Genomic DNA, 21,396 nt, shown 5'->3' with positions numbered 1-21,396 from the left:
CGGCCGACGGCGGGCGGGGAAGACCCTTCCTCCCCGCCCGCCGTCACCACGCGAGACCAAGAACCCTCGTCGATCCCGTCCCCTCGTCGCACAGCGCCACCCGCTCTGCCCAGCCAGGATCCCCAGCCAGGGAGGCAGCCAGTGACAGCACCCGCCGTTCGCACCGGAGTCTGGTTCATCGGAGCACGCGGCTCCGTCGCCACCACCGCCACGGCGGGGTGCGCGGCGGTCGCGGCGGGGCTCCATCCGGCGGCAGGCATGGTCACCGAGACCCCGCCGTTCGCGGCCAGCGGGCTGCCCGCCCTCACCTCACTGGTCTTCGGCGGGCACGACACCGTCGGCTGTCCGCTGCCCAAACGCGCCGAGGCACTGGCCGCCGGCGGAGTCCTGCCGTACGGCCTTCCCGCGGCCGTACGCTCCGAACTCGACGCCGCCGACGCCGAGATCCGGCCCGGCGGACCGCTGCCCGGCGACACCCGCGGCGACGAGGCGCTCATCACCGCCTTCGCCGCCGACCTCACCGACTTCGGACAGCGGCACGGCCTGGCCAGGACGGTCGTGGTCAATGTCGCCTCCACGGAACCCGTCCCGGCCCCCGGCGACGGGCGGCTGCCCGCCAGCTCGCTGTACGCCGCGGCGGCGCTCCGGGCCGGCTGTCCGTACATCAACTTCACCCCCTCCACCGGGCTGCGCACCCCCGCCCTCCAGGACACCGTCGCGGACTGCGGACTTCCTCACGCGGGCCGCGACGGCAAGACCGGTCAGACGCTGCTGCGCTCCGTGCTCGCCCCGATGTTCGTGCAACGGGCCCTGCCCGTACGGGCCTGGTCCGGCACCAACCTGCTGGGCGGCGGCGACGGAGCGGCACTGGCCGACCCGGGCGCGGCCGCGGCCAAGAACGCCGGCAAGGAACGCGTCCTCGCCGACACGCTGGGAACCGCGCCCGAGGGCGAGGTCCACATCGACGACGTGCCGGCACTCGGCGACTGGAAGACGGCCTGGGACCACATCGCGTTCGACGGATTCCTCGGGGCGCGCATGGTGCTCCAGACGACCTGGCAGGGCTGCGACTCCGCACTGGCCGCACCACTGGTCCTCGACCTGGCCAGACTGGTCGCCCGGGCCCACGAGAAGGGACTGACCGGCCCGCTGCCCCAGCTCGGCTTCTACTTCAAGGATCCGGACGGCGGGCCGGCCTCGCTCTTCGAGCAGTACACGGCGCTGCTCGCCTTCGCCGAGACGCTGCGGGGGGAGAAGTGACGGTACGGGCCTGGGCGGAACTGCTGCGGGTGTCGGCGCTGTTCACCGTCCCCGGGGACGCGCTGGCGGGGGCGGCGGCGACGGGCCTGCGTCCGGACCGCGGTACCGCGCTCGCCGTCGGCGCCTCGCTCTGTCTGTACGAGGCCGGCATGGCGCTCAACGACTGGGCCGACCGCGACGAGGACGCCGTCGACCGCCCGCACCGCCCGATCCCCTCGGGACGGATCGCTCCCGGCGCGGCCCTCGCGGCGGCGGGCACGCTGACGGCCGCGGGCCTGGGCCTCGCCGCCCGCGCGGGCCGCCCCGCCCTCGCCGTCGCCGCGGGACTGGCGGCGACGGTCTGGGCGTACGACCTCCGCCTCAAGCACACCCCGGCGGGACCGGCGGCGATGGCGGCGGCGCGAGGTCTGGATCTGCTGCTCGGTGCCACCGCCACCGCGGCGGCGACGACGGGGGCGCCGGGCCCGGCCTCCGCCGCGGATTCCGCATCGCGTGGCCTCGTTCGCGGTGCCTTCCCGGCGGCCGGTCTGCTCGGGGCACATACCTATGCCGTCACCGCCGTCTCACGGCACGAGGCGCAGGGCGGATCCACCATCACCCCCCTCACCGCGCTCGCGGCCACCGCGGCCGTGGGCGCCGCGGCCCTGCGAGGGCGGCGGGAGCCGCACGGATCCGACGGCGTGCCCACGGCCGCGGGACGCGGAAGTAGGGCAGCGACCACGCACCGGCCGTCGGTCACCCGCACCGCCCCCCGCCTCCTTCTCACCGGCCTCACCGGCGCCTACTTCCGCACCGCCGCAGGGCCCCTCCTCCACGCCGCCCTCAACCCGTCCCCACCGCTCACCCAGCGCGCCGTCGGCGGCGGCATCCGGGCGATGATCCCGCTCCAGGCCGCTCTGGCCGCCCGCGCCGGAGCAGCCGGAACAGGGCTCGCCGTCATGGGACTGGTCCCACTCGCCCGCACCCTCGCCCGGAAGGTGAGCCCCACATGACGATCCGCTTCGGCTACGGCACCAACGGGCTGACCGACCTCCGCCTGGACGACGCCCTCGGACTCCTTGCCGATCTCGGTTACGACGGGGTCGGCCTGACCCTCGACCACATGCACCTCGACCCCCTCGCCCCGGATCTCGCCGCCCGCACCCGCAAGGTGGCCTCCAGGCTCCGGGAGCTGGGCCTGGGCGTCACCGTCGAGACCGGTGCCCGCTACGTCCTCGACCCCCGTCGCAAACACGGTCCGTCCCTCCTCGACCCGGACCCGGAGGCCCGCGCCGCCCGCACACGGCTGCTCGTCCGCGCCGTCGACGTGGCCGCCGACCTCGGCGCCCACGCCGTGCACTGCTTCAGCGGCATCACCCCGCCGGACACCACCCCCGACATCGCGTGGCAGCGGCTCACCGACTCCCTCGCGCCCGTCCTGGACGCCGCCGACCGCTCCGGCATCCCCCTGGCGATCGAACCCGAACCCGGGCACCTCCTCGCCACCCTCGCCGACTTCCACCACCTGCGCGTCCTCAGCGGCGATCCACCGCCTCTCGGACTCACCCTCGACATCGGCCACTGCCAGTGCCTGGAACCGGCCGCGCCCGTCGACTGCGTCCGCGACGCCGCCCCCTGGCTGCGGCACGTCCAGATCGAGGACATGCGCCGGGGCGTCCATGAACACCTCCCGTTCGGCGAGGGCGAGATCGACTTCCCGCCCCTTCTCGAAGCGCTCGACGCCCTGCCGGACTCCGGCTACCGCGGCCTCGTCGTCGTCGAACTCCCCCGGCACTCCCACGCCGGTCCCGAACTCGCCCGCACCTCGATCGAGTTCCTCCGCAAGCACAGCCCGTCGAGCCGTTGAAACCGCCGAAGGGAGCAACGCCATGCCGATGACCCCGACGACCACCCCGCTGCTGACCCGCGAGGAACTCGACGCACAGCTCGGCGGAGCCACGCGCGCCTGGCTCGACGAGGCCTTCGCGGAGGCCGAGCACGCCGCCGCCCACGAGGGCACCGAACAGCCCGGCGGCCCGTACGCCGTACCGCCCTGGGAGCTGCGGTACGCCGCCGCCGGCCGCCACTGCGGACTCCAGCACGCCGATTCCGTACGGGTCCTCCTGCTCATCGAGGCCCGCGCCGCGCTGCCCGCCCTGACCAGACTCTACGAGCAGGGCACGGCCGCCGAACGACGTGCCGTCCTGCTCGCCCTGCACCGGCTCGACCTCGGCCCCACCGCCCTCCCGCTCGTCGAGGACGCACTGCGCACCAATGACACCCGGCTCGTCGCCGCGGCCGTCGGACCGTACGCCGCCGCCCATCTCGACACGCACAACTGGCGTCACGCCATTCTCAAATGCCTCTTCACCGGCGTCCCCGTCGACGCCGTCGATCAACTGGCACGCCGCTCCCGCGGCGACGCCGAACTCGCCCGGATGCTGGGCGACTTCGCGGCCGAACGCATCGCGGCGAACCGCGACGTCCCCGCCGATCTCACCCGCGTTCTCCACCTCACCACACCCGGCGCCGCCGCCCCCACGGAGGAGTCCTGATGCGTATCTTCGACCCCCACATCCACATGACCTCCCGCACCACGGACGACTACCGGGCGATGTACGACGCGGGCGTCCGCGCCCTCGTGGAACCCTCCTTCTGGCTCGGCCAGCCCCGCACCTCGCCCGCCAGCTTCTTCGACTACTTCGACGCCCTGCTCGGCTGGGAGCCCTTCCGTGCCGCGCAGTACGGCATCGCCCACCACTGCACGCTCGCCCTCAACCCCAAGGAGGCGAACGATCCCCGCTGCACCCCCGTCCTGGACGCGCTGCCGCGCTATCTCGTCAAGGACTCCGTCGTCGCCGTCGGCGAGATCGGCTACGACTCCATGACCCCCGCCGAGGACACCGCCCTGGCCGCCCAGCTCCAGCTCGCCGCCGACCACGGCCTGCCGGCGCTCGTGCACACCCCGCACCGCGACAAGCTCGCCGGTCTGCACCGCACCCTCGACGTGATCCGCGAATCCCACCTCCCCCCGGAGCGGGTCCTGCTCGATCACCTCAACGAGACGACCGTGAAGGACGCCACCGACAGCGGCTGCTGGGCCGGCTTCTCCATCTACCCCGACACCAAGATGGACGAGGACCGCATGATCGCGGTCCTCAGGACCCACGGCACCGAGAGGATCCTGGTCAACTCGGCCGCCGACTGGGGCAGGAGCGACCCGCTCAAGACCCGCAAGGTGGGCGACGCGATGCTCGCCGCCGGGTTCGACGAGGACGACGTCGACCAGGTGCTCTGGCGCAACCCCGTCGCCTTCTACGGGCAGAGCGGCCGGCTCCAGCTCGACATCGCCGCGCCGGAACCGCTCCACGAGGGCAACTCCATCCTGCGCGGCGGGGAGTGAGGCCATGCGCTTCCGCCACCCCGACGGCTCGACCGTCCACCTCTCGTACTGCACCAATGTCCACCCTGCGGAGACTCTCGAAGGGGTCCGCACCCAACTGCGCGACCACTGCGAACCGGTCCGCAAGCGCCTCGGCCGCGACCGGCTCGGCATCGGCCTGTGGCTCGCCGGGGACGCCGCCCGCAGCCTGATCAACGACCCGTCCCAGCTGCGCTCCCTGCGCGCCGAACTGGACCGCCGGGGCCTGGAAGTCGTCACCCTCAACGGCTTCCCGTACGAGGGCTTCGGCGCCGACGAGGTCAAGTACCGGGTGTACAAGCCGGACTGGACGGACCCGGAGCGGCTCGCCCACACCACCGACCTCGCCCGCCTCCTGGCAGGGCTGCTCCCCGACGACGTCACCGAAGGAACCATCTCCACCCTCCCGATCGCCTGGCGCACCCCGTTCGACTCCGACGCCGAGGCCGCCGGTCTCGCACACACCGCGCTCACCACCCTCGCGGAACGCCTCGACGCGCTGGCCGAGCTCACCGGCAGGTCCATCCGCATCGGCCTCGAACCCGAGCCCGGCTGCACCGTCGAGACCACCGCCGACGCCGTCGCACCGCTCACCGCCGTCGGACACCGGCGCATCGGCATCTGCATCGACACCTGTCACCTCGCGACCTCCTTCGAGGATCCCGACACCGCAGTCGACGCACTCGGTGCCGCCGGCGTCCCGGTCGTCAAGGCACAGCTCTCCGCCGCACTGCACGCCGAACACCCCCACCTCCCCGAGGTGCGCGCCGCGCTCGCCGCCTTCGCCGAACCCCGGTTCCTCCACCAGACCCGCACCAGCACCGCTGCCGGACTGCGCGGAACCGACGACCTCGACGAGGCGGTCACCGGGCGTGCCCTGCCCGACGGAGCCCCGTGGCGTGCCCACTTCCACGTCCCGCTGCACGCACCCCCCGCACCGCCGCTCACCTCCACCCTTCCGGTGCTCCGGTCCACGCTGACCCGACTGGTCGGCGGGGCCCGGCCCCTCACCAGGCACCTGGAGGTCGAGACGTACACCTGGCAGGCGCTGCCCGCCGAACTGCGCCCCCGTACCCGCCCCCAGCTCGCCGACGGCATCGCCGCCGAACTCACCCTCGCCCGCGACCTCCTGGTCGACCTCGGTCTCAAGGAGCTCCCATGACCCAAGCCGGGCAGCACACGACACCCACCCCCCTCCTCGTCCTCGACGTCGTCGGCCTCACCCCGCGGCTCCTCGACCACATGCCGCACCTCAAGGCCCTCGGGCGGTCCGGCACCCGCGCCCCCCTCGGCACCGTGCTGCCCGCCGTCACCTGCGCCGCCCAGTCCACCTTCCTCACCGGCACCACCCCCGCCGAGCACGGGATCGTTGCCAACGGCTGGTACTTCCGCGAACTCGGCGACGTGCTGCTCTGGCGACAGCACAACGGTCTGGTCGCCGGTGACAAACTCTGGGACGCCGCCCGCCGCGCCCACCCCGGCTACACCGTCGCCAACATCTGCTGGTGGTACGCGATGGGCGCCGACACCGACATCACCGTCACCCCCCGTCCCGTGTACTACGCCGACGGCCGCAAGGAACCCGACTGCTACACCCGGCCGCCCGCCCTGCACGACGAACTCACCGCGAAATTCGGCACCTTCCCCCTCTTCCACTTCTGGGGCCCCGGAGCCGACCTCGTCTCCTCGCAGTGGATCATCGACGCGACCCGGCACATCCTCGACACCCGCCACCCCGACCTGGCCCTGTGCTACCTCCCGCACCTCGACTACGACCTGCAGCGCTACGGCCCCGACGACCCCCGCTCGCACCGGGCCGCGGCCGATCTGGACCGGGCCGTGGCGCCGCTCCTGGACGACGCGCGCCGCGAAGGCCGCACCGTGGTCGCCCTCTCCGAGTACGGCATCACCCGCGTCGACCGGCCCGTCGACATCAACCGGGCCCTGCGCCGCGCCGGCCTCCTGGAGGTCCACACCCAGGACGGCATGGAGTACCTCGACCCGATGGCCTCCCGTGCCTTCGCCGTCGCCGACCACCAGCTCGCCCATGTCTACGTACGCCGTCCCGAGGACCTGGAAGCGACGCGCGACGCCCTCCAGGACCTCCCGGGGATCGAGCAGCTCCTGGACGACGAGGGAAAGAAGGCCCACGGCCTGGACCATCCGCGCTCCGGCGAACTGGTCGCCGTCGCGGACCCCGACGCCTGGTTCACGTACTACTACTGGCTCGACGACGCCCACGCGCCCGATTTCGCGCAGCTCGTCGAGATCCACCGCAAGCCCGGCTACGACCCGGTCGAACTGTTCCTGGATCCCCAGGACCCGTACGTCCGGGTCAAGGCCGCCGCGGCCGTCGCCCGCAAGAAGCTCGGGATGCGCTACCGCATGGCGGTCGTCCCGCTGGACCCCTCACCCATTCGCGGCAGCCACGGCCGCCTTCCCGCGAGCGACGAAGAAGGGCCGCTCATCCTGTGCTCCACCCCCCACGCGTTCACCGGACCCGTCCGGGCCACCGAGGTGAAGTCCCTGCTCCTCACGCTTGCCGGCCTCGCATGAGATCGGTCCGTGTACAGCGTTTCGAGCATCTTCGAGAAAGAGAGAGACCGTGACCGCGTACAACGACGAATCCGGAACGGACGGCGCCCTGCGCCGCAGCCTCGGCATCAGCCGCCGCCGCTTTCTGAGCACCTGCACGGCCGCCGCGACAGCGGCGATCGCCGCGCCCGCCTTCGGCGCGTCGCCGGCCCTGGCCCAGACCGCATCCGGCAAGGGGCAGGGCGTCGGCCAGGCGCTGGTCCCGGCGGAGAAGCGAGGAATCATCCTGTACACCGTGCGCGACGCCACGGGCCGGGATCCGCTCAGCACCGATCTCCCCTCGGGCTTCCGTGGGGTCTTCGGGGAGCTCGCCCGCTACGGCTACCGGCAGGTCGAGTTCGCCGGGTACGGTCAGCACGCCAACGCACCCGGCGGAAGCAACCTCGAATCGGTGGAGGGCGCGAAGCTGCTGCGCTCGTGGCTGGACGAGTACGGCCTGCGCGCCCAGGGCAACCACGGCTTCATCCCGTCGTCCTGGCCGCTGAGCCAGAGCGATCTGGACCAGTTCAAGCGCCACCTCGAAATAGCGAACATCCTCGGCATGGAGCACATGGGCACCGGTGGCGACCCCACCGGCAGCGCGTACCGTGCCGACTGGGACGTGGCCGCCGACAAGTGGAACACGCTGGGACGGATCGCTCAGGGCGCCGGCATCAAGCTGTACACCCACAACCACGACGCGGCCTACGGCTTCCTGCTCGACGGCGGTCCGCTGGACGCCCAGGACCGCCCCACCCGCAGCTCCGGCATCCGTAAGCTCGAATACTTCCTCCAGGTCACCGACCCGAAGACGGTATGGCTGGAGATGGACATCTTCTGGGCGCACGTCGCCCAGTACAAGTTCCACACCTACACCGCGCACGACGGATCCCAGCAGGAGAACATCTTCGATCCGGCGGCGCTGGTCCGCTGCAACAACAAGCGCTACCCGCTGTTCCACGCCAAGGACGGCATCGTCAACACGACCAACGGCCAGGGCTACGACATGGTCCCCTTCGGTACCGGCGTCATCGACTACCGGACGTTCTTCCGCCGCGTCGGGGCGAAGAACTACCACAACCCGATGGTCGAGCAGGACAACGCACCGAGCTCGACCGTCCCCGCGCAGTCCCTGAACCACGCGCGGACCGGCTACGACAACCTGGCCGCGCTGCGCAAGTAGGCCGACCGACGCCGCCGGAGGGGCGGTCCGCGGCTCACCCCGGTCTCCTGACGACCGAGGAGGAGAGCGAACGCCCGCCCGGTGACGTCGGGCACCGTACGCTCCACGGCGGCCATCAGGAGCGTACGGTGCCCGACCGGCACCCGGTACTGCGCGGCCGGATCCGGGGCCGCCGCCGGCCGGAGCACGGGCACCGTCGCAGCCCGACGCCTCGACCACCGTGGCACCGGGACCAGGCTCTGATGCCCTGCCCCTCTGCGACACCTTTCGTAGTCGGACCGCTACGGTGCGCGCATCCGGCGCGTCCATGTCCGCCGGATCGGTCCGACGGCGTCCGGCGCACCGCACTGACCACCGGAAACGCGGGTGAGAGGCACCCCGAACCCCTGGTATTGTTTTCCATGTCGCCGCGGGAAACCGGGGCCGACCACCTGGTCCGGGTGGCGGAATGGCAGACGCGCTAGCTTGAGGTGCTAGTGCCCTTTATCGGGCGTGGGGGTTCAAGTCCCCCCTCGGACACAAGCTGAGACCCCAGTGCATCTGGGGTCTTTTGCCGTTTCCGGACGGTGTGCGAACCGCACGCGTACGACGCCGGCGGAGCCGCTCGACGGCCGCGCGTCCCGGCGGCACCGGACATGGAATCGTGCCTCGTCGTCCAGCTCGATTCCACGTACGCACCTGCCGGGGGGTGCGGCGAGCCGAGTGCCGAGCATGCGGCAGGACCGACGAGGCGATTCCGTCGGGCAGCAGGCGAAACGGCTGGTGTGCGTGGACCAGGAGGGCCCCTTCGGGGCGGATCGTCGCCGGGTGCGTCGATGAGGCGGAGTGCCGGGCGTGCGGCACTCCGCCTCGCGACATCCGATGGTCCGCCGACGGTGTTCGAGTGGGACGATCGGGGTGACGGGTGTGCGGGGCTCGGATCCGCTACCGGGCGGAAGCGGCCAGCGGGTAGTGGTCGGAGAGGTTCGTGTACGTGTACTTCGTGCCCCAGCTGGAGACGGTCCAGGGCGCGCTCTGCTCCTTGACCACCTCGTTCGTCCAGCCGGACGGCTTCGCGTGCCCGGCGCGGTGCAGGACGTAGTCGAGGTCCTCGCGGGGGTCGTCGGGGTAGCGGTCGGCGGCGATCGAGTTGTCCCGGGTGTCGAAGGAGTAGGCGTGCCCGGTCCGGGCATCGGCTCCGGTCAGTCCGGCATCGGCGAGCATCGACGCGTACTCGGGGGAGTGGGAGTCGACGTTCATGTCGCCTGCCACGATGACCTGTTCGGAGGCCGGGATGTTCTTGGCGTCGAGGAAGGCGTCGATCTGCCTGAACTGCCGGCTGCGCATCTGCGCCGCCTCACCGGCCTTGCATCCGGAGTCGGTCGACTGCGCGTGGGTCCCCACCACATGGACCCTGGTGCCGTCGACGTTCAGTTCGGCGTAGACGAAACCCTTGTTGGACCACCAGTCGCTGCCGCAGGCGTCCTTGTAGATGTACTGCTCCTTGCGGACGATCGGCCACTTGCTCAGGACGGTGACCCCACCGTCCTCCGGAGTGGTGGCCGAGTAGGCGCCACCCGTGGCATCCCAGCCGTTCTTGCTCCTGCCCACCACCGGTGTCTGATAGGGGTATTGAGCCGAAGCGTTCCGTGCGAGTGCGTCGGAGGCGGAGTTGTCGAACGCCTCCTGGAGTACGACCACGTCATGGCCCTGGAAGAAGGACGCCTTCGGTATCTCGGCCGCTCGGTGGTCCTGTCCCCAGTTCGGGTAGAGGTTCTTGCTCATGAGGAACGTGTTGTACGTGAGCACCCGCAGGGACGGGGTGTCGGCCGCGGATGCCTGAGGGGCGTCGACGAGCAGTGTGACGGCGGCGAGCGCGGCGGACAGCGTCACGCCGGAGGTGCGGCGGAGCGCGGTGAACGGCATGGGGGTCTCCTGCTTCTGCTGATGGGGGTGGAACAGGCGACACACATCCAATCAGCGGGAGTTACCCGTGGGTAGACATCAGGTGCCGGGATTCTTTCCTTGGGCGTACCAACGAATCGGACCTGGTCCGTGCGTATGCATGCGTGCGGCTCACGGTCCGGCTGTGCGGGCGTGAAGGCATGGGCTGGAAGTCGTCGGTGGGCCGTGGTGGGGCGTCGGGGCGCCCGTTCGTCTCACCCGAGGCGCGCGTCCGGCCGGAGCGGTCGCGATCGGGTTTGCTGCCAACTGGCCTGTTCCCGTGCCGACGTGAGGCCGGAGAGTGATGTGGTCCGTCGTGCGCCTGCACCTGCGCGGTCGCGCATCGGGCTGCTTCGCGCACCTGCCGCACCCGCCCGCACCCGGGCGAGCAGCTCGTACGCCGCCGTGAGTCGGCGGCGTCCGCGCCCCGACGGGCCGCGCTCGGGCCGTTTCCTCGTTCGCGAGGAGGTCCGCGCCGCCGCGGAAGGGTGCTCGAAAAATTGGCGAGTACACGCCCATTGTCAGGGCCGTCGCGAGGGAGTTACATGGTCGTTGCACGCGGACGAAAGCGCTTTCTGTCGACCGGGAAACCCCGGTCGACCGTCCCTTCGCTGCCGCTGGGAGGCTGTATGAGACCGTCCCGCACCAGACGCCACTCACTCGCCGTCGCCGCACTCGCCGCGACCGCCTCGCTCGCCGCCGCCACGTTTCCGGCCCAGGCGGCCCGCCCCTCGACCGCTCACACATCGCTACGGTCCCAGGCCGTGGCGGCGTACGACTTCGGACACCCGGACCCCGCCGACCCCGGTCGCGAGCAGGACATCGGACGTTCCGGCACCACGCTCAGCCTGATCAACGGCGGCTCCGCGATGCGCGTGGCCGACGAGGCGTACCCGGGTGCTTCGCCCGCCCTGCAGGTACGCCAGCAGAATCCGGCCACCGCGGGCAACGACGACTGGAAGGCCGGGGCCTGGGACGCCGAGGGCATGACGTCCCTCGGGGCCTTCAACGGTGCCCGTGGCGCCACCGTCATGGGCTGGTTCAAGATGACGGGCGACAATCCCGCCCTCAACTCCAACACGGCCGACCCGGGCGACCGCTACAACGCGATCGGGCTGGCCGGCGTACTGTCCGGAACCTCTGACGGCCACGCGGTACGGGCACTGCTCGAACTCATCCAGGTCAAAGGTGAGTTGAAGCTGGTCGCGCTGGGCAGGCGCCTGGACGGCGGCGCCTCCCAGACCTTCGCCGCCGACGCCCCCTGGGAAGAACTGCTGCCCGTCGGTGAATGGGTCCACCTGGCCGCGACGTTCGACTTCCGTGACGGCACCCTCGCCCTCTACCGCGACGGCAAGCCCCTGGACGGGTTCTACGTCACTCCGGGCGACCCCTGGGAACTCGCCACCACGCCTGCTCCCCACCGCGCCTCGCCCACCGATCCCCGTGGCATCAAGATCGGCGGCAGCTTTCCCCAGAACACCCGTGAGGGCAATGCCTGCGACTGCCGCATGGACGACCTCCTGTTCCTGAACCGCCCGGTGCCGGCCGGAGCGGTGGCGGCGGAGTACCGGCGCATGACGCGGGGCCACTGACCGTTCTCGTCCCCGGACCGTCCTTTCCCACTTCCTTGTCGAGCCAGCCCGAAGGATTCCGCATGGCCTCACGACGTACCCATCGAAAGAGCTGGGCGGCCGTGGCCGTCGTCGCAGCCCTCGCTGTCGGCGGTCTCGCCGCGCCCTCCCATGCCGACGAGCCCGCCGCTACGACGGCCGCCCTGACCGACCCGATTCCGCAGCAGCCCGTCCAGTCCAGGACGGGCCTCGTCCTGCAGGAGTTCGCGCAGTTCCCCGAGTCGGAACCCGTCCCGGCGCCGACGGATCCGCGTCTGGTGCGCCACGCGCGGATCAACACCATCAATGAACTCCCCGACGGTTCGGGCCGGATGGCGACCCCCGACCTCAACGGCACCCTTTATCTCACCGACCCCGGCGCCGCGACGCGGAAAACAGGGGGCACCCCGCACCCCTACCTGGACGTCAAGGCGGCGTTCCCGCACTTCTTCTCGGGCCGCGGTCTCGGCCAGGGCCTCGGGTACGCCGCATTCCACCCGGAGTTCGCAGCGAACGGGCGGTTCTACACCGTCCACACCGAGCTCGCCTCGCAGGCCACCGAGACCCCCGATTACCAGCAGGCGGGCACGCTCACCTATCACGGCATCGTCACCGAGTGGACCGCCGACGACCCCTCCGCAGCCGTCTTCCACGGCACCCGTCGCGAGGTGCTGCGGATCGGATTCTCGGGCCAGGTCCACGGCATCCAGCAGATCGACTTCAATCCGACGGCCAAGCCCCACGACAAGGACTACGGCCTTCTCTACCTCGCGGTGGGCGACGGAGGGCAGGGCGTCGGCAACAGCGAGCCGCAGAACCTGACGCTCCCGCACGGCAAGCTTCTGCGGATCGACCCCGCAGGCCGTGACAGCGCCAACGGCCGGTACGGCATCCCCGCGTCCAACCCGTTCGTCGGTGAGCCCGGTTCCCTCGGGGAGATCTACGCCATAGGCATGCGGGACCCGCACCGCTTCAGTTGGGACACGGGCGGCAGCCACCGCATGTACCTCGGTCACATCGGCGAGCACGCCATCGAGTCGGTGTACGAGGTCAAGGCCGGTGACAACTTCGGCTGGAGCGAACGCGAGGGCCCCTTCGTGTTCGACAAGAAGACCACCGACCCGTGCGCCCGTATCCTCCCCCTCCCCGCCGACGACGCCCGGTACGGCTACACCTACCCGGTCGCCGCCTACGACCACGACCCGGGACCCGACTGGAACTGCCGGTCCGACGTGGGCCGCGCCATCGCCGGAGGCTCCGTCTACCGCGGCAAGGACGCGCCGGCGCTGCGCGGAAAGTACATCTTCGGCGACCTCGTGGATGGCCGGATCCTGGCCGCGGACACCCGGGACATGCGCCGCGGCGCCGGGCTCGCGCCGCTGGAGCAGCTGATGCTCTTCGACAAGTCCACCGGGAAGACGGTCACCATGCGCGACCTCGCCGGGGACCAACGTGTCGACCTGCGCTTCGGCTCCGACCGCAGCGGCGGCCTGTACATCGTCTCGAAGGCCAACGGCAAGGTCTGGAAGGTGACCGGGACCCGCACCTTCGCCGACTGCGAGGTCGGCAACACCCCCACCACCCACACCACCGGCCCCGACAACTGGGCGCCGTTCACCCCGGCCAAGTGGGCCTACACCGAACGCGAGACGATCCTGACCGAGCCGGGCGTCGCCCACCCCGGACCCCGGCGTCCCTTCGAGTACGCCGTCCTGACCGCCGGTCCGCGCTACTCCTCCGTCACCGTCGAGGCGGAGGTGCGCATCGACACTCCCGTCGAGATCACCAACCGTGACGTCATTCTCATCTGGGACTACCAGTCGGACACCCGGTACCAGTACGCGCACCTGTCGAGCGACAACAGCATCTACCCGCACAACGGTATGTTCACGGTCGACGACGCCGACCGGCTGCGCATCGACGACCAGTGGAACGGCTCCTTCGGCGCGCCTGCGGCGATCAAGGACGAAGGATGGCACAAGGTGCGCCTCACCCACTGCGCCGACACCGGTGAGACCGCCGTCTACATGGACGGCAGCCGCAACCCCCTGATCACCGCCACCGACCCGGTCTTCGCCTCGGGGCGGGTCGGCTTCGGATCCTTCGACAACACGGGCCGCGTCCGTCACCTGAAGGTGACGGGCACTCCGGCCGACGACTGAGCTCGGGGGAGCGGGCCGACGCCGTCGGTCCGCTCCTGCGCGTCACAACCGTCCGTATCCAGGGGGCGGACCCGACGCGCGACGACGCCCGGGCCGCCGGCCACACGCCACCGCCGGCCGTCGCCGTCGAGGTTCCATGCGGGATCGGCCCATTCGCCGGTGCCGGTACGGATGTCGGCGGAATCCAGGCCTCGGGTGCCACCGTGCTGTGGGCACCCGTGCGAGCCATGAGCCCGGACCGCACCATCGCGACCGCCCGACGGCCTTCGACCTGCTCGGGGGCGCGCGGTTGAAAGACTCGACACCGTCCCGGACCATGTGGCGGCCTGTCGGATCGAGAGAGACCGAGTCGTGGAAGCCCGTGATCCGGCAGAGGCCGTTTCGCATGGTGCGGTGCGACCGCCGCGTACGGATCCGAACAGCGGGCCGTGTCCCCGGATCACCCGGCTCCGGCGGAGTCATCGGCAGAGTTCGTCGCGGTCGCGATCAACGCCACCGGGATCCACCTGCGCAGTTGACGTCAGCCGACCAAAGCCCGGCGGACCGCGGCTGCCGCGGCAAGGACGACTGGTGGAACGAGCCACGCGCGTCCCATGGCGTGCCGCACCGAAGGAGGGACGACCGTGATGAGCAGCGCGACGGCACTGACGGCGATGGTGAAGAAACACGACAAGGCGATCGCGCCGTATGCGTCCTTGTCCCAGATTCCTGACGGACGGATGGTCAGCGCGTAGTAGCAGCAACCGGCGGCGATGGCATGGAGGATCAGCAGGGGGACGGCCATGACCCGTCGAAGGCAGCCTCGGTCCGCGGCCGTACGAATGGTCTCGGAGCGTTCGAGCATCAGCGCAGCGCGTTCCTCGCGTCGTCGAGGTCGTTGTCGAAGCCCTGGCCGTCGGCCCGGGCGCGTCGGCCTGTTCGCGGATCGTATCGGCGACATCGTCCGCGCTCACCGGCCGGCCGCCGATCTCCTGCCGGGCGATACCGGCGACCATGTCGGCAGGCGGCCCCCGAGTTCTTCGCCGCGGCCTGAATGATCTCCGTGTCGGCGGCCGCGTTCGCGAACGGGTCACTGCCGCCGGTGCGGCGGCTCCTCGGCCCCTCCCGGCCGGCATTTCGCGTCGCGTCACGCGACGGGGGCTGCCGCCGCCCGGCCATCACCCCGGTTCCCGCTTTGGTCACGATCCGGTCTCGGACACTCCTGAGGGGCTTGTTTTCAGCCATGTAATCGTTTCCAATCTTCGTTGTAATCGATTCCACGGCTCTGAGCTGCTGGTTTCGAGGCTCACGGAAACCACAAGGAGGTGGTCCGGAAATGGCGAGCATCAAGGATGTCGCGGCCGAGGCGGGAGTGTCCGTCGCCACGGTCTCCCGCGTTCTCAACAGCCATCCCTCCGTCAGCCCCGACGCGCGCAGACGCGTCCTCGCCGCTGTCGACTCCCTCGGATACCGGCCCAACGCCGTGGCCCGCTCGCTGCGCACCGATCAGACGCGCACCCTCGGCCTGGTCATCAGTGACGTACTCAACCCGTACTTCACCGAACTGGCCCGCTTCGTCGAGGAAGAGGCCCGCACGCTCGGCTACAGCGTCATCATCGGCAACGCCGACGAACGACCTGACCTGCAGGAACATCACGTCCGGACGCTCCTCGACCGCAGGATCGACGGACTCCTCGTCTCCCCGGCCGACGGAAGCTCCCCGCTCGCTTCGGGGCCGGGCGACAGCGGTACGCCGATGGTCTTCGTGGACCGCTGGATCCAGGGCGTGGACGTTCCCGTGGTGCGCGCCGACGGCCGCGAAGCCATCCGGGACCTGGTCGCCCACCTGCACCGTCTCGGTCACCGCAGGCTCGCCATCATCGCGGGTCCGGCAGCCACCACCACGGGCAACGAGCGGGTCGACGCCTTCCGCGAGGCGCTGCGCGAGCACGGGCTCGCCCTGCCCGACGCCTACATCGGGCAGGGCGACTTCCGGGCGGACAGCGGGCGCCGCGTCACCGAACGCTTCCTGGCCCTTCCCGAACCGCCCGAGGTCGTTTTCGCCGCCGACAACCTGATGGCACTCGGTGCGCTGGACGCGATCCGCGCACACGGGCTGAGCGTTCCGCAGGACATCGGACTGGCGGCCTTCGACGACATCCCGTGGTTCGTGCACACCGCCCCTCCGATCACGGCGATCGCCCAGCCGACCGGAGAGCTCGGCCGTTCCGCCGTGCGCGCCCTGGTCGACCTCATCGAGGGACGTACCCCGCAGTCCGTGACCCTTCCCGCCCGTCTCGTCGTACGCAGTTCCTGCGGCGAACACGCTTCGAACCGGAGGAGCAGCCTGTGAGCACCCAGGACGAGTTGCTGCGCATCGAAGGCGTACGCAAGACCTTTCCCGGCGTGGTCGCCCTCGACAGCGTCGACTTCGACCTGCGGAGCGGCGAAGTGCACGTCCTGCTCGGTGAGAACGGAGCGGGAAAGAGCACCCTCATCAAGATGCTCTCCGGTGCCTACCGCCCCGACAGCGGCCGGATCTTCGCCCAGGGGCGTGAGGTCCGCATCCACGGGGCACAGGACGCCGAACGGCTCGGAATCGCCACGATCTACCAGGAGTTCAACCTGGTGCCCGATCTCACCGTCGCCGAGAACATCTTCCTCGGCCGGCAGCCGCGCCGCCTCGGGATGATCGACCGGCGCCGCATGGAGGCGGACGCCGAGGTGTTGCTGCACCGTGTCGGCCTGCACGTCTCGCCGAAGGCCAAGGTGCGCGAGCTGGGTATCGCCCGGCTGCAGATGGTGGAGATCGCCAAGGCGCTCAGCCTCGACGCACGCGTGCTGATCATGGACGAGCCGACGGCGGTCCTCACCTCGGAGGAGGTCGAGAAGCTCTTCCGGATCGTGCGGCAGCTGCGCGAAGAGGGCGTGGGCATCATCTTCATCACCCACCACCTCGAAGAGATCGCGGCGCTCGGCGACCGGGTCACGGTGCTGCGCGACGGCCGCAGCATCGACCAGGTACCCGCCTCGACCCCCGAGGCGAAGCTCGTACAGCTCATGGTGGGCCGCAGCATCGAGCAGCAGTACCCGAGGGAGCGCCCGCAAGCGGGAGACCCCCTGCTCGCCGTGCGCGGACTGACCCGCAACGGCGTCTTCCACGACGTCAGTTTCGACGTGCGTGCGGGCGAGGTCGTCGGCCTCGCCGGTCTCGTCGGCGCCGGACGCACCGAGGTCGCCCGTGCCGTGTTCGGCGCGGACCCTTATGACGCGGGCACCGTCGACGTACGGGGCCGACGGCTGGCCAAGTACGACGTGACCGCGGCCATGGGCGCCGGGATCGGTCTCGTGCCCGAGGACCGCAAGGCCCAGGGACTGGTGCTCGACGCCTCCGTGCAGGAGAACCTCGGCCTGGTCACCCTGCGCTCGGCGAGCCGCTCCGGGCTCGTGGACCTCAAGGGACAGCGCACGGCCGCCGCCCGGATCGCCGAACAGCTCGGGGTACGGATGGCGGGCCTCGGCCAGCACGTCCGCACGCTCTCCGGCGGCAACCAGCAGAAGGTCGTCATCGGGAAGTGGCTGCTCGCCGACACCCGGGTGCTGATCCTCGACGAACCCACGCGCGGCATCGACGTCGGCGCCAAGGTCGAGATCTACCAGCTCATCAACGAGCTGACGGCCTCCGGCCACGCCGTTCTGATGATCTCCAGCGACCTGCCCGAAGTCCTCGGCATGAGCGACCGGGTGCTGGTCATGGCCCAGGGCCGCATCGCGGGAGAACTCCCCGCGCACGAAGCGACCCAGGACGCGGTGATGGCGCTCGCCGTCAGCGCCGCCCCCACAACGACTCCCACAGCAACTCCCGCAACAACTCCGGCAACGACGCCGGCTGTGAACGAAGAGGAGAGCCCCCGTGGCCACTGACACGCTCAAGAGCGATTCGGGCGCGAGTGGCGCCGCAGGACACACGATCCGCCGCCTCCTGCTCGACAACGGCGCCCTCAGCGCCCTGGTCGTCCTGCTGGTGGCGATGTCGCTGCTCTCCGGCGACTTCCTCACCACCCAGAACCTGCTGAACGTCGGTGTGCAGGCCGCCGTCACCGCGATCCTCGCGTTCGGTGTCACCTTCGTGATCGTCTCGGCCGGCATCGATCTGTCCGTGGGTTCGGTGGCCGCGCTCTCCGCGACCGTGCTGGCCTGGTCGGCGACCTCGGAAGGCGTACCGGTCTGGCTGGCGGTCGTCCTCGCCGTCGCGACGGGCATCGCCTGCGGATTCGTCAACGGAGCCCTCGTCTCGTACGGCAAACTGCCGCCGTTCATCGCGACACTGGCCATGCTCTCCATCGCGCGCGGTCTGTCCCTGGTCATCTCCCAGGGCAGCCCGATCGCCTTCCCCGATTCGGTCTCCGTGCTGGGCAACACGCTCGGCGGCTGGCTGCCCGTCCCGGTCCTCGTGATGATCGCGATGGGCCTGATCACGGCACTGATCCTGGCCCGTACCTACATCGGCCGTTCGATGTACGCGATCGGCGGCAACGAGGAGGCGGCCCGCCTCTCCGGACTGCGCGTCAAGCGCCAGAAGCTGGCCATCTACGCCCTGTCCGGCCTCTTCGCCGCGGTCGCGGGCATCGTCCTCGCGTCCCGTCTGACCTCCGCCCAGCCGCAGGCCGCGCAGGGGTACGAGCTCGACGCGATCGCCGCGGTCGTCATCGGCGGCGCCAGCCTGGCCGGCGGCGTCGGCAAGGCGTCCGGCACCCTGATCGGCGCGCTCATCCTCGCCGTGCTGCGCAACGGACTCAACCTCCTCTCCGTCTCCGCCTTCTGGCAGCAGGTCGTCATCGGTGTGGTCATCGCCCTCGCGGTGCTGCTCGACACGCTGCGCCGCAAGGCCGGGTCCAAGGCCGCCCCCTCGACGGGGGCCTCCGGCGCCCCGGGCTCGCCGGGATCCGGCCGCAAGGGAGCCGGAGCGGTGAAGTTCGGGATCGCCGCGCTCTGTGTGGCCGTCGTCGTGGGCGGGGTGTCGTACTTCAACCACGGCTCCTCCGGTGGGAACACCAAGGTGGGCATGTCGCTCTCCACGCTCAACAACCCGTTCTTCGTCCAGATGAAGGCGGGCGCGCAGGCGGAGGCGAAGGCGGACGGGGTCGACCTCACCGTCACCGACGCACAGAACGACGCGTCACAACAGGCCAACCAGTTGCAGAACTTCACGAGTTCCGGAGTGAAGTCCATCATCGTGAACCCCGTGGACTCCGACGCGGCGGGCCCCGCCGTCCGGAGCGCCAACCAGGCGGACATCCCGGTGATCGCCGCGGACCGGGGCGTCAACAAGGCGAAGACCGCGACGCTGGTGGCCTCCGACAACGTCGCGGGAGGCAGGCTCGCGGCGAAGACGCTGGCCGACAAGCTCGGTGGCAAGGGCGACATCGTCATCCTGCAGGGGACCGCGGGCACCTCGGCCAGCCGGGAGCGCGGCGCGGGCTTCGCCGAAGGGCTCAAGGCGTACCCCGGCATCAAGGTCGTGGCCAAGCAGCCCGCGGACTTCGACCGCACCAAGGGCCTGGACGTCATGACCAACCTGCTCCAGTCCCACCCCGACGTCACCGGTGTCTTCGCCGAGAACGACGAGATGGCGCTCGGCGCGGTCAAGGCGCTCGGCAGCAAGGCGGGAACGTCCGTGCCCGTCGTCGGGTTCGACGGAACCCCGGACGGCCTGAAGGCGGTCGCGGCGGGCACGCTGTACGCCTCCGTGGCCCAGCAGCCCAGGGAACTGGGCAGGATCGCCGTGCAGAACGCGGTGAAGGCCGCCGAGGGCAAGAAGGTCGACAGCATGGTGAAGGTGCCGGTCAAGGTCGTCACCGAGAAGAACGTCGCCGACTTCTCCTGAGCGGGACCCACGCACTGTCCGACCACGGAAAGCAGGAATGATGCACGAGAACGACCACGACCGGTACGACCTGCTGGTCGTGGGTTCGGCCAACGCCGACCTGGTCATCGGTGTCGAACGCCGCCCCGCCGCCGGTGAGACCGTGCTCGGCTCCGATCTGGCCGTCCACCCGGGCGGCAAGGGCGGGAACCAGGCGGTCGCCGCCGCCCGTCTCGGGGCCCGCACCGCCCTGCTCGCCCGGGTCGGCGACGACGCCCACGGCCGCCTGCTGCTGGACTCGCAGCGGGCGGCGGGAGTCGACACGAGTGGTGTCCTCGTGGGCGGGGCACCGACCGGAGTCGCGCTGATCACCGTGGACCCCTCGGGCGACAACAGCATCGTGGTGTCGCCCGGGGCCAACGGCCGGCTGACCCCCGAGGACATCCGGGCGGCCGGGCCCCTCTTCGAGGCGGCCCGGGTCGTCTCCGTACAGCTGGAGATCCCGCTGGACACCGTCGCCGAGGTGGCGGGTGCCATGTCACCCGGCACCCGGCTGGTACTGAACCCGTCCCCGCCCGCGCCCCTGCCCGACTCCGTGCTCGCCGTCTGCGACCCGTTGGTGGTCAACGAGCACGAGGCGCGCTACATCCTGGGAGAAGCGGCGGGCAGCACGGCCCAGGAGTGGGCGCGGGCGCTGCTCGAGTCCGGTCCGCGGTCCGTCGTGGTCACACTGGGGGCACGAGGCGCGTTCGTCGCCGACAGCCGTACGGGTGCGTTCGTCGCCGTCCCCAGCCCCGAGGTCGAGGCCGTGGACACGACCGGGGCGGGTGACGCGTTCACCGCCGCTCTGGCCTGGCGCCTGGGTCTGGGCGAGGAGCTCACCGAAGCCACGGCCTTCGCCGTCAGGGTGGGAGCTGCGGCCGTCACCAGGCAGGGCGCGCAGGCGTCGTTCCCGACCGCAGAGGAAGTCTCCGGGCCGTGAAGAAGAGGGGAATCCTCAATCGCCATCTCGCCGGGGCGCTCGCGGAGTTGGGCCACGGCGACGGGGTACTGATCTGCGACGTGGGCATGCCCGTTCCGGCCGGTCCCAGGGTGGTCGACCTGGCCTTCCGGGCCGGTGTCCCGTCGTTCGCCGAGGTACTCGACGGGCTGCTGGACGAACTGGTGGTGGAGGGCGCGACGGCGGCGCACGAGATCCGGAAGGCCAACCCGGAGGCCGCCCGGCTCCTGGACGAGCGCCTCCCGGAACTCGCCCACGTACCGCACGACGAACTCAAGGCGCTCTCGGCGGGCGCCCGGCTGGTGGTACGGACCGGGGAGGCGCGGCCGTACGCGAACGTGCTGCTGCGCTGCGGGGTCTTCTTCTGACAGAGGGGAGCGCGCCGACGGCTCCGACCGCTTTCGGTGGTGGGTCCGCACTGCTCCCGGCGCGAATGACC

The 21,396-nt window shown here is 71.0% G+C and carries 17 protein-coding genes and 1 tRNA gene; 16 read left to right on the top strand and 2 right to left on the bottom strand.

The annotated features are described in order from the left end of the window. The first annotated feature begins 141 nt into the window (after positions 1-141). The 9 genes from ACIRP2_RS30900 (at position 142) to ACIRP2_RS30860 (ending at position 8,936) form a co-directional block, all read left to right on the top strand. Positions 142-1,260 (top strand): inositol-3-phosphate synthase, encoded by a 1,119-nt coding sequence (locus ACIRP2_RS30900; protein ID WP_404256018.1) that lies wholly within the window; start codon positions 142-144, stop codon positions 1,258-1,260. After that, positions 1,257-2,252, top strand: coding sequence for an SCO3242 family prenyltransferase (locus ACIRP2_RS30895; protein WP_404256016.1), 996 nt, complete (start codon positions 1,257-1,259; stop codon positions 2,250-2,252). Before ACIRP2_RS30900 ends, ACIRP2_RS30895 begins: the two co-directional genes overlap by 4 nt. Beyond that, entirely contained in the window at positions 2,249-3,106 is an 858-nt protein-coding gene (locus ACIRP2_RS30890) for a sugar phosphate isomerase/epimerase family protein (protein WP_404256014.1), read from the top strand. The genes ACIRP2_RS30895 and ACIRP2_RS30890 overlap by 4 nt, the downstream gene beginning before the upstream one ends. A 28-nt stretch (positions 3,107-3,134) precedes the next feature. Further along, positions 3,135-3,794 carry an EboA domain-containing protein gene (locus ACIRP2_RS30885; protein ID WP_404256260.1) on the top strand — a complete coding sequence of 220 codons (660 nt, stop codon included), beginning with the start codon at positions 3,135-3,137 and terminating at the stop codon, positions 3,792-3,794. Beyond that, positions 3,794-4,642 (top strand): TatD family hydrolase, encoded by an 849-nt coding sequence (locus ACIRP2_RS30880; RefSeq protein ID WP_404256012.1) that lies wholly within the window; start codon positions 3,794-3,796, stop codon positions 4,640-4,642. The genes ACIRP2_RS30885 and ACIRP2_RS30880 overlap by 1 nt, the downstream gene beginning before the upstream one ends. A 4-nt stretch (positions 4,643-4,646) precedes the next feature. Beyond that, the gene (gene eboE / locus ACIRP2_RS30875; RefSeq protein ID WP_404256010.1) at positions 4,647-5,822 is read left to right on the top strand and encodes a metabolite traffic protein EboE; all 1,176 of its coding nucleotides are present in this window, start codon (positions 4,647-4,649) and stop codon (positions 5,820-5,822) included. Next, on the top strand, positions 5,819-7,216 hold the full coding sequence (locus tag ACIRP2_RS30870) for a nucleotide pyrophosphatase/phosphodiesterase family protein (protein ID WP_404256008.1): 1,398 nt from the start codon (positions 5,819-5,821) through the stop codon (positions 7,214-7,216). Before eboE ends, ACIRP2_RS30870 begins: the two co-directional genes overlap by 4 nt. A 49-nt stretch (positions 7,217-7,265) precedes the next feature. Beyond that, positions 7,266-8,417 (top strand): sugar phosphate isomerase/epimerase family protein, encoded by a 1,152-nt coding sequence (locus ACIRP2_RS30865; protein ID WP_404256006.1) that lies wholly within the window; start codon positions 7,266-7,268, stop codon positions 8,415-8,417. A 434-nt stretch (positions 8,418-8,851) separates the two neighbouring features. Then, positions 8,852-8,936: transfer RNA gene (locus ACIRP2_RS30860), tRNA-Leu, on the top strand. A gap of 405 nt (positions 8,937-9,341) precedes the next feature. Here the strand turns inward: ACIRP2_RS30860 and sph are convergent. Beyond that, a complete protein-coding gene (gene sph / locus ACIRP2_RS30855; protein ID WP_404256004.1) occupies positions 9,342-10,322 on the bottom strand; it encodes a sphingomyelin phosphodiesterase in 981 nt (326 codons plus the stop codon). Between the two features lie 647 nt (positions 10,323-10,969). On the opposite strand from sph, the gene ACIRP2_RS30850 reads away from it, so the two are divergent. Further along, the gene (locus ACIRP2_RS30850) at positions 10,970-11,932 is read left to right on the top strand and encodes a hypothetical protein (protein ID WP_404256002.1); all 963 of its coding nucleotides are present in this window, start codon (positions 10,970-10,972) and stop codon (positions 11,930-11,932) included. Positions 11,933-11,994: 62 nt separating this feature from the next. Then, positions 11,995-14,112 carry a PQQ-dependent sugar dehydrogenase gene (locus ACIRP2_RS30845; protein WP_404256000.1) on the top strand — a complete coding sequence of 706 codons (2,118 nt, stop codon included), beginning with the start codon at positions 11,995-11,997 and terminating at the stop codon, positions 14,110-14,112. Between the two features lie 520 nt (positions 14,113-14,632). Here ACIRP2_RS30845 and ACIRP2_RS30840 read toward each other — a convergent pair. Further along, entirely contained in the window at positions 14,633-14,956 is a 324-nt protein-coding gene (locus ACIRP2_RS30840; RefSeq protein WP_404255998.1) for a hypothetical protein, read from the bottom strand. Positions 14,957-15,427: 471 nt separating this feature from the next. Here ACIRP2_RS30840 and ACIRP2_RS30835 point away from each other — a divergent pair, with 471 nt between their 5' ends. From ACIRP2_RS30835 to rbsD, 5 genes are read left to right on the top strand one after another with little or no spacing between them, the layout of a single operon-like run. Beyond that, positions 15,428-16,444, top strand: a complete 1,017-nt coding sequence (locus ACIRP2_RS30835; protein ID WP_404255996.1) for a LacI family DNA-binding transcriptional regulator — start codon at positions 15,428-15,430, stop codon at positions 16,442-16,444. Continuing rightward, complete coding sequence (locus ACIRP2_RS30830) at positions 16,441-18,015, top strand: sugar ABC transporter ATP-binding protein (RefSeq protein WP_404255994.1); 1,575 nt, start codon at positions 16,441-16,443, stop codon at positions 18,013-18,015. Before ACIRP2_RS30835 ends, ACIRP2_RS30830 begins: the two co-directional genes overlap by 4 nt. Beyond that, complete coding sequence (locus tag ACIRP2_RS30825) at positions 18,005-19,978, top strand: substrate-binding domain-containing protein (RefSeq protein ID WP_404255992.1); 1,974 nt, start codon at positions 18,005-18,007, stop codon at positions 19,976-19,978. The genes ACIRP2_RS30830 and ACIRP2_RS30825 overlap by 11 nt, the downstream gene beginning before the upstream one ends. A gap of 40 nt (positions 19,979-20,018) precedes the next feature. Continuing rightward, positions 20,019-20,939 carry a ribokinase gene (locus ACIRP2_RS30820; protein WP_404256258.1) on the top strand — a complete coding sequence of 307 codons (921 nt, stop codon included), beginning with the start codon at positions 20,019-20,021 and terminating at the stop codon, positions 20,937-20,939. After that, positions 20,936-21,325, top strand: a complete 390-nt coding sequence (rbsD, locus tag ACIRP2_RS30815) for a D-ribose pyranase (protein ID WP_404255990.1) — start codon at positions 20,936-20,938, stop codon at positions 21,323-21,325. Before ACIRP2_RS30820 ends, rbsD begins: the two co-directional genes overlap by 4 nt. Positions 21,326-21,396 lie beyond the last annotated feature (71 nt).

It is taken from the genome of Streptomyces sp. NPDC101194 (assembly GCF_044767885.1).
GTDB lineage: Bacteria > Actinomycetota > Actinomycetes > Streptomycetales > Streptomycetaceae > Streptomyces.
The sequence above is the reverse complement of the archived record's forward strand: the minus strand, read 5'-3'. Positions and strand labels throughout refer to the sequence as shown.